At 59.1% G+C, this 6,840-nt stretch carries 6 protein-coding genes and 1 pseudogene; 6 read left to right on the top strand and 1 reads right to left on the bottom strand.

All coding sequences use genetic code 11. The features are described from left to right. A pseudogene (locus BSF44_RS28895) lies at positions 1–451 on the bottom strand (serine acetyltransferase); the annotation flags it as partial. A 190-nt stretch (positions 452–641) separates the two neighbouring features. Between BSF44_RS28895 and BSF44_RS28890 the strand changes: the two are divergent. The 6 genes from BSF44_RS28890 to BSF44_RS28865 form a co-directional block, all read left to right on the top strand. Further along, positions 642–1,634 carry a D-cysteine desulfhydrase gene (locus BSF44_RS28890; RefSeq protein ID WP_095946398.1) on the top strand — a complete coding sequence of 331 codons (993 nt, stop codon included), beginning with the start codon at positions 642–644 and terminating at the stop codon, positions 1,632–1,634. Positions 1,635–1,936: 302 nt separating this feature from the next. After that, complete coding sequence (tcyJ, locus tag BSF44_RS28885; protein WP_056726933.1) at positions 1,937–2,737, top strand: cystine ABC transporter substrate-binding protein; 801 nt, start codon at positions 1,937–1,939, stop codon at positions 2,735–2,737. Further along, positions 2,737–3,402 (top strand): cystine ABC transporter permease, encoded by a 666-nt coding sequence (gene tcyL / locus BSF44_RS28880; protein WP_046040764.1) that lies wholly within the window; start codon positions 2,737–2,739, stop codon positions 3,400–3,402. The genes tcyJ and tcyL overlap by 1 nt, the downstream gene beginning before the upstream one ends. 4 nt (positions 3,403–3,406) lie before the next feature. Beyond that, on the top strand, positions 3,407–4,162 hold the full coding sequence (gene tcyN, locus BSF44_RS28875; protein WP_095946397.1) for an L-cystine ABC transporter ATP-binding protein TcyN: 756 nt from the start codon (positions 3,407–3,409) through the stop codon (positions 4,160–4,162). A 481-nt stretch (positions 4,163–4,643) separates the two neighbouring features. Further along, positions 4,644–5,408, top strand: a complete 765-nt coding sequence (locus BSF44_RS28870) for a hypothetical protein (RefSeq protein WP_095946396.1) — start codon at positions 4,644–4,646, stop codon at positions 5,406–5,408. A gap of 223 nt (positions 5,409–5,631) precedes the next feature. Further along, the coding region (locus tag BSF44_RS28865; protein ID WP_095946395.1) for an SfnB family sulfur acquisition oxidoreductase at positions 5,632–6,840 on the top strand (1,209 nt) is incomplete at its 3' end.

Raw genomic sequence — 6,840 nt, 5'->3', positions numbered from 1 at the left:
CTTCATCGACACTACGGGCCGCCGGGTCGCCGTGATAAGCGGCCAACACATCGGTGTCCAGCAGGCTGCGCAACCCAGGCAAAGCAAGGGCGAAGTCCTGGATGATCTGAATGGTTTTGGCTTCGACTTCCGTCTCGGCCTGGGCACTGTGGCGAGCGGCATAACGCAATTCGAGGCGCGCCTGGGCCAGCAGCGCATTCAGCGCCACATCGAGCGTGTGACCGACGTAGAAGTCTTCGCTCTCTTCGCGCAGGTCAACCGGCCCCAGGCGCATCGGGAACAACGCACCGCACAGGGCTTCGAGAATGTCTGCCATGGCTGCGCGGGAAGGCAATTCGCGACCGCCCTGCTCGCCGGTGGCCCGGCCGTTTTGTGCACGCCACTGTTCACGTGCCGTGCGCAGCTGGCTGACGATGGTTTGCAGTTGCCAATGGCTGGAACGCTCACTCACGGTAAAAACTCCTCACGGGCGGCCGGACTGTCTGACCGCACTGACGGCGATTACTTTACGGCAAGGGTCGCGAGGCAAATTAAGAACCAATAGTGCTGTGCTCAGTTCGATTGGCTATAAGCGATTGGCGGTTGCCTCGGCTTTTTGGCGTGCCTATAGTCCTGAGATCTTCAACCGCCAGTACGGACTCATGATCAAACAACAGCTCGCCCGCTTTAACCGCCTCGACCTGCTCGGTCAGCCCACCGCCCTGGAAAAGCTCGAACGCCTGTCGACCTGGCTGGGCCGCGATGTGTACGTCAAGCGCGATGACCTGACGCCGCTGGCAATGGGCGGCAACAAGCTGCGCAAACTTGAATACCTGGCCGCCGATGCCTTGGCCCAGGGTGCCGACACCTTGATCACGGCGGGCGCGCTGCAATCGAACCACGTACGCCAGACAGCCGCCATTGCCGCCAAGTTGGGTCTGGGCTGCGTAGCCCTTCTGGAAAATCCTCTCGGCACTGACGACAGCAATTACACCGGCAACGGCAACCGGCTGCTGCTCGACCTGTTCGATGCCAAGGTCGAACTGGTGGAAAACCTCGACAACGCAGACGAGCAACTGCAAGCCCTGGCCAACCGACTGCGCAGCAACGGCAAGAAGCCGTACCTGGTGCCGATCGGTGGCTCCAATGCGCTGGGCGCACTGGGCTACGTGCGCGCCGGGCTGGAACTGGCCGAACAGATCAAGGACACCGGCCTGAAGTTCGCCGCCGTGGTCCTGGCTTCGGGCAGCGCCGGTACCCACAGCGGCCTGGCACTGGCTTTGAGTGAAGCATTGCCGGATCTGCCAGTAATCGGTGTGACGGTTTCGCGCAGCGATGAAGATCAGCGGCCAAAGGTTCAAGGCTTGGCCGAACGCACCGCCGAGTTGCTGGGCGTCAGCCTGCCGGACGCTTTCAAAGTCGAGTTGTGGGATGAGTATTTCGCCCCCCGTTATGGCGAGCCGAATGCCGGCACACTGGCGGCGGTGAAGCTGCTGGCGAGTCAGGAAGGCTTGCTGCTGGACCCGGTCTACACTGGCAAGGCCATGGCGGGTTTGCTGGACGGGATCGGGCGTCAGCGTTTCGACGAGGGGCCGATTATCTTCCTGCACACCGGCGGGGCACCGGCACTGTTTGCCTACAAGGATTTCCTGTAGGAGCGAGCTTGCTCGCGATGGACGACAGGGCACCGCGGGGTGTCAGGTTGCCAGCGTTATCGTTGACGTCCATCGCGTGCAAGCACGCTCCTACAGTAAAAACGCAAACTATTCCAAAGTGGAATAACCAGAAGATTAATTATTATTTTCCAATCTAAAAACGCCATCATATAGTCACGCTACAGGCGATTTTCCCGAGAGACGCATACGCTGCTTTAAGGCAGGATAGCGCTGTCGCTTAATTCCCGATTTCGCCAAATTTTCACAAAAGCGTCTTCCATAAGAAAACACAGGGGCTTGTCATGAATTTTTCCGCACTACGTCGCAATCTGCTGGTGGGTTCGCTGGGCCTGGCACTGAGCGCCGGCCTGATTGGCCAGGCGGTTGCCGGTGAGCAGTTGCAACAAATCAAGGACAAAGGCGTGATCAACGTCGGCCTGGAAGGCACCTACCCACCGTTCAGTTTCGTCGACGCCGACGGCAAACTGACCGGCTTCGAAGTCGAGTTCTCTGAAGCCCTGGCCAAAGAGCTGGGCGTGAAGGTCAAGCTGCAACCCACCAAATGGGACGGCATCCTCGCGGCCCTGGAATCCAAGCGCCTGGACGCAGTCATCAACCAGGTGACCATCTCCGAAGAGCGCAAGAAGAAGTATGACTTCTCCGAGCCCTACACCGTTTCCGGGATTCAGGCGCTGGTGCTGACGAAAAAGGCCGCCGAGCTGAACATCAAGTCCGCCGCCGACCTGTCTGGCAAGAAAGTCGGTGTAGGCCTGGGCACCAACTACGAAGAGTGGGTCAAGGCCAATGTGCCGACCGCTGACATCCGCACCTACGAAGATGATCCGACCAAGTTCCAGGACCTGCGTGTCGGCCGTATCGACGCCATTCTGATCGACCGCCTGGCCGCGCTGGAATACGCCAAGAAGGCCAAGGACACCACCGCTGCCGGTGATGCGTTCTCCCGTCAGGAAGCCGGCATTGCCCTGCGCAAAGGCGAGCCTGAACTGCTGGCCGCGGTGAACAAGGCAATCGATAAGCTGCGCGCCGATGGCACCCTGAAAAAGCTCTCGGAAAAATACTTCAACGCTGACGTCACTCAATAATGGGAGAAGCTTTCCAACTCGCACTGGACTCCGCGCCCTTTCTGCTCAAGGGCGCGTATTACACGGTCATCCTCAGCCTGGGCGGGATGTTCTTCGGCCTGGTGATGGGCTTCGGTCTGGCGCTGATGCGCCTGTCGCGCTTCAAACTGGTGAGCTGGATCGCCCGCATCTACGTGTCGTTCTTTCGCGGCACGCCGTTGCTGGTGCAACTGTTCGTGATCTATTACGGCTTGCCGCAATTGGGTCTGGAACTGGATCCGCTGCCGGCGGCCCTGATCGGCTTCTCGCTGAACATGGCCGCCTACGCCTGTGAAATCCTGCGTGCCGCGATCAGCTCCATCGAACGCGGCCAGTGGGAAGCGGCTGCCAGTATCGGCATGACCCGCGCGCAGACCCTGCGCCGGGCCATCCTGCCGCAGGCGATGCGCACCGCATTGCCGCCACTGGGCAACAGCTTCATTTCGCTGGTCAAGGACACCGCGCTGGCCGCTACCATCCAGGTGCCGGAACTGTTCCGTCAGGCGCAGTTGATCACCGCTCGCACCTTCGAAATCTTCACCATGTATCTTGCCGCCGCACTGATCTACTGGGTCCTGGCCACGGTGCTTTCGCACCTGCAGAACCAGTTGGAAGCGCGGGTCAATCGGCACGACCAGGAGTCCTGACCCGATGATTGTCGTGGAAAAACTGACAAAGCAGTTCAAGGGTCAAGTCGTGCTCAACGGCATCGATCTTGAGGTCAAGGAAGGCGAGGTGGTCGCGATTATCGGCCCCAGCGGTTCGGGCAAGACCACCTTCCTGCGCTGCTTGAATTTTCTGGAAGAACCCACCAGTGGCCGGATCAAGGTCGGCGATATCGAAGTCGATACCAGCCGCCCCCTGAACCAGCAACAGAGCCTGGTGCGGCGTTTGCGCCAGCACGTAGGTTTTGTGTTCCAGAACTTCAACCTGTTCCCTCACCGCACCGCCCTGGAAAACGTCATCGAAGGCCCGATCGTGGTCAAGAAGACACCGCGCGACGACGCCGTGGCCCTGGGTAAAAAACTGTTGGCCAAGGTCGGTCTGGCGGGCAAGGAGGACGCCTACCCGCGTCGCCTCTCCGGTGGCCAGCAACAGCGCGTGGCGATTGCCCGGGCGCTGGCGATGGAGCCGGAAGTGATCTTGTTCGATGAGCCGACCTCGGCCCTCGACCCGGAGTTGGTGGGCGAGGTGTTGGCGACCATCCGCGGCCTGGCCGAAGAGAAGCGCACCATGGTGATCGTTACCCATGAAATGGGCTTTGCCCGGGACGTGGCCAACCGTGTGGTGTTTTTCGACAAGGGTGTGATCGTCGAGCAAGGCGAAGCGAAGGCGTTGTTTGCTAACCCGAAAGAAGAGCGGACAAAACAATTCCTAAGCAAGTTCCTGAACAACAGCCATAACTAACAACCCTGCTCAACAATGGCCATCTTCCATGGACGGAAGTGACACCATCGCAAAAAATACTTTACCAATACCAAACTAACCCCATCCATTCGACATACATATTTTGTACGCATGCGCGGTACATATATATGCACCACTACAATTAATCCCTTTCTCCCAATCTGGTTCCTTTCGCAGCACTCGGTCAACCACGCACACCAAGCCTCCCAGTTTTAGCCACTTTCAGCGGAAAAGTTCGACACACCGGCATGGTTTACTTACTAGGCACCGTAGGAACTTTCTGAATAACAGCACACTTCACTCATAACTAATAAATCTCATTGACACCTCTCCCCCCTGACTCTTATCTAGTCTTCGACCAACGTCACTCTTCCCGCCAAACTCATTATTTCAATTAAAAGTAATGAATGGTTTTGCTGTTCGATACTTAGTTTTTGATTTCCCAGAAACGGACTTCGTTGCAAGACTTCAAGGAGACTTCATGAAAAGCACCTCGAACAAATCCGGGCTTGTGGCCCCGACCCTGGCGCAAACCAACAAGACCGGTATCAACGTCACTTGCGCGGCGCACCTGCTGATCGATGTGGCGCCTTACCCCGCCATGGACGAAGGCGACCTGATCGAACTGTTCTGGGACAACTGCTACGTGGCCTCCCGCGTGCTGACAGCCTGCGATGTCGGCCAAACGGTACAACTGCGGGTGCCTGAAAGCTTTGTCGCCAACGGTACCTCGCGCCTTCACTACCGGGTCATGCAGGTAGGTCGAGATGCGGTGATTTCGGCCAGCCGAAACGTGCAGGTCAAACTCGACTGTCCGGGCGGCCAACCTTCCGCGCTGTGCGGCGATGAAAACCAGTGCCTGGCACCGGTGAGCATTCCCGAGGCGATTCGCCGTCAGGGGGTCAACCCGAGCCAGGTCAAACGCGGTGTTCCCTTGACCATCGAGCCGTACCTGAACATGGCCGTGGACGACGAAATCACCCTGCGCTGGGGCGATGTGCGCATGGACCTGCCACGGCTCAAGTGCGCCGATGTGGGTCAGCCGATTCAGGTCTGGATACCGCCGGCCATCATCCTCGAAGCTGGCGAAGACCTGCGGCTGGAAGTGACGTATTGCATTCTCGACCGGGTGGGCAACAACTCCCGCTGGGCGCCGGCCCGTACGCTGAAAATCGGATGTGCAAATACCTATCTGAAAGTCCCGAAGAAACAACCCCTCAAGGCTGCCGAACCCCGTAGACGATGAAAAGGCCTCTGCGGTGGAATCATCCTTCTATCTATATTCCTAAAAGTTAGTTCATAAAATATTTATACACGTTTAGGGTATATAAACCGGACCACCGGACATCCTTGATTTCATGCGCTGCCACAAGCGGCGCTTCCATAAGATGTGAGGTAGGTATGGTCCGGAACACAATCACCCCAGTGCAGATCGCCAGGGCATTGCGTGCAGCCAAGGAGCGGCACTGATGTCCAGTCTGGCAGATGCAAACGTCCAGAGTGATCTGGACATCGCCCCGCTGTTGTTGCCCGCAAAAGTCCTGCGCAACGATGCTCAAGCCATCAACGCGGCCCACGAACTGGCGCAAGTCGCCCGCCTGCAAGCAGCCAAACGTGACCGGCAGCGCAAGCTCCCGTGGTCTGAAATAGAACAGTTCACTCGCAGCGGCCTGGGCAGTATTTCCATCCCCCGCGAGTACGGCGGCCCGCAGGTTTCGTTCGTCACCCTGGCCGAGGTCTTCGCGATCATTTCCGCGGCGGACCCGGCGCTTGGGCAGATCCCGCAAAACCAGTTCGGCATTCTCAACCTGGTGCTCGGCAGCGCCACCGAAGCGCAGAAAAAACAACTGTTCAAAAGCGTCCTGGATGGCTGGCGCATCGGCAATGCCGGGCCGGAACGCGGCACCAAAAATACCCTGGAACTGAAGGCACGCATCACCGCAGACGGCGTCCTCAATGGCCAGAAGTTCTATTCCACTGGCGCACTGTTCGCCCATTGGGTCGCGGTCAAAGCGCTGAACGACGATGGCAAACAAGTGTTGGCGTTCGTCCGGCGCGGCACACCGGGATTGCGCATCGTCGATGACTGGTCCGGCTTTGGTCAGCGCACCACCGCCAGCGGCACGATTTTGCTCAACAACGTGCAGGCCGATCCTGAATGGGTGGTGGATAACTGGCGGATCAACGACACGCCGAACATCCAGGGTGCCGTCTCGCAACTGATTCAAGCGGCCATCGACGCCGGTATCGCCCGAGGCGCCATCGACGACGCCATCGACTTCGTGAAAACCCGCGCCCGGCCGTGGATCGACGCCAAGGTCGAGCGGGCCAGCGATGACCTGTACGTGATCGCCGATATCGGCAAGTTGAAAATCGAACTGCACGCCGCCGAAGCGCTGCTGCGCAAGGCCGGGCAAGTGCTCGATGACGTCAGCGCCGCACCCTTCACCGTCGAGTCCGCCGCCCGCGCCTCGATTGCCGTGGCCGAAGCCAAAGTGCTGACCACCGAGATTTCATTGCTGGCCAGCGAAAAGCTGCTCGAGCTGGCCGGCAGCCGCGCGACCCTCGCCGAATTCAACCTCGACCGCCACTGGCGCAACGCCCGGGTGCACACCCTGCACGATCCGGTGCGCTGGAAGTATCACGCGGTCGGCGCCTACCGCCTCAATGGCACGCTG

The organism is Pseudomonas sp. ACN8, assembly GCF_002303925.1.
Classification (GTDB): Bacteria; Pseudomonadota; Gammaproteobacteria; order Pseudomonadales; family Pseudomonadaceae; genus Aquipseudomonas.
Note: the sequence above shows the minus strand (reverse complement) of the source record. Positions and strands in the feature narration are given on the sequence as shown.

Bases quoted from the DNA above. Each gene is read 5' to 3' on its own strand.
- BSF44_RS28890 (WP_095946398.1), top strand. From the start codon at position 642: ATGATCAAACAACAGCTCGCCCGCTTTAACCGCCTCGACCTGCTCGGT.
- tcyJ (WP_056726933.1), top strand. From the start codon at position 1,937: ATGAATTTTTCCGCACTACGTCGCAATCTGCTGGTGGGTTCGCTGGGC.
- tcyL (WP_046040764.1), top strand. From the start codon at position 2,737: ATGGGAGAAGCTTTCCAACTCGCACTGGACTCCGCGCCCTTTCTGCTC.
- tcyN (WP_095946397.1), top strand. From the start codon at position 3,407: ATGATTGTCGTGGAAAAACTGACAAAGCAGTTCAAGGGTCAAGTCGTG.
- BSF44_RS28870 (WP_095946396.1), top strand. From the start codon at position 4,644: ATGAAAAGCACCTCGAACAAATCCGGGCTTGTGGCCCCGACCCTGGCG.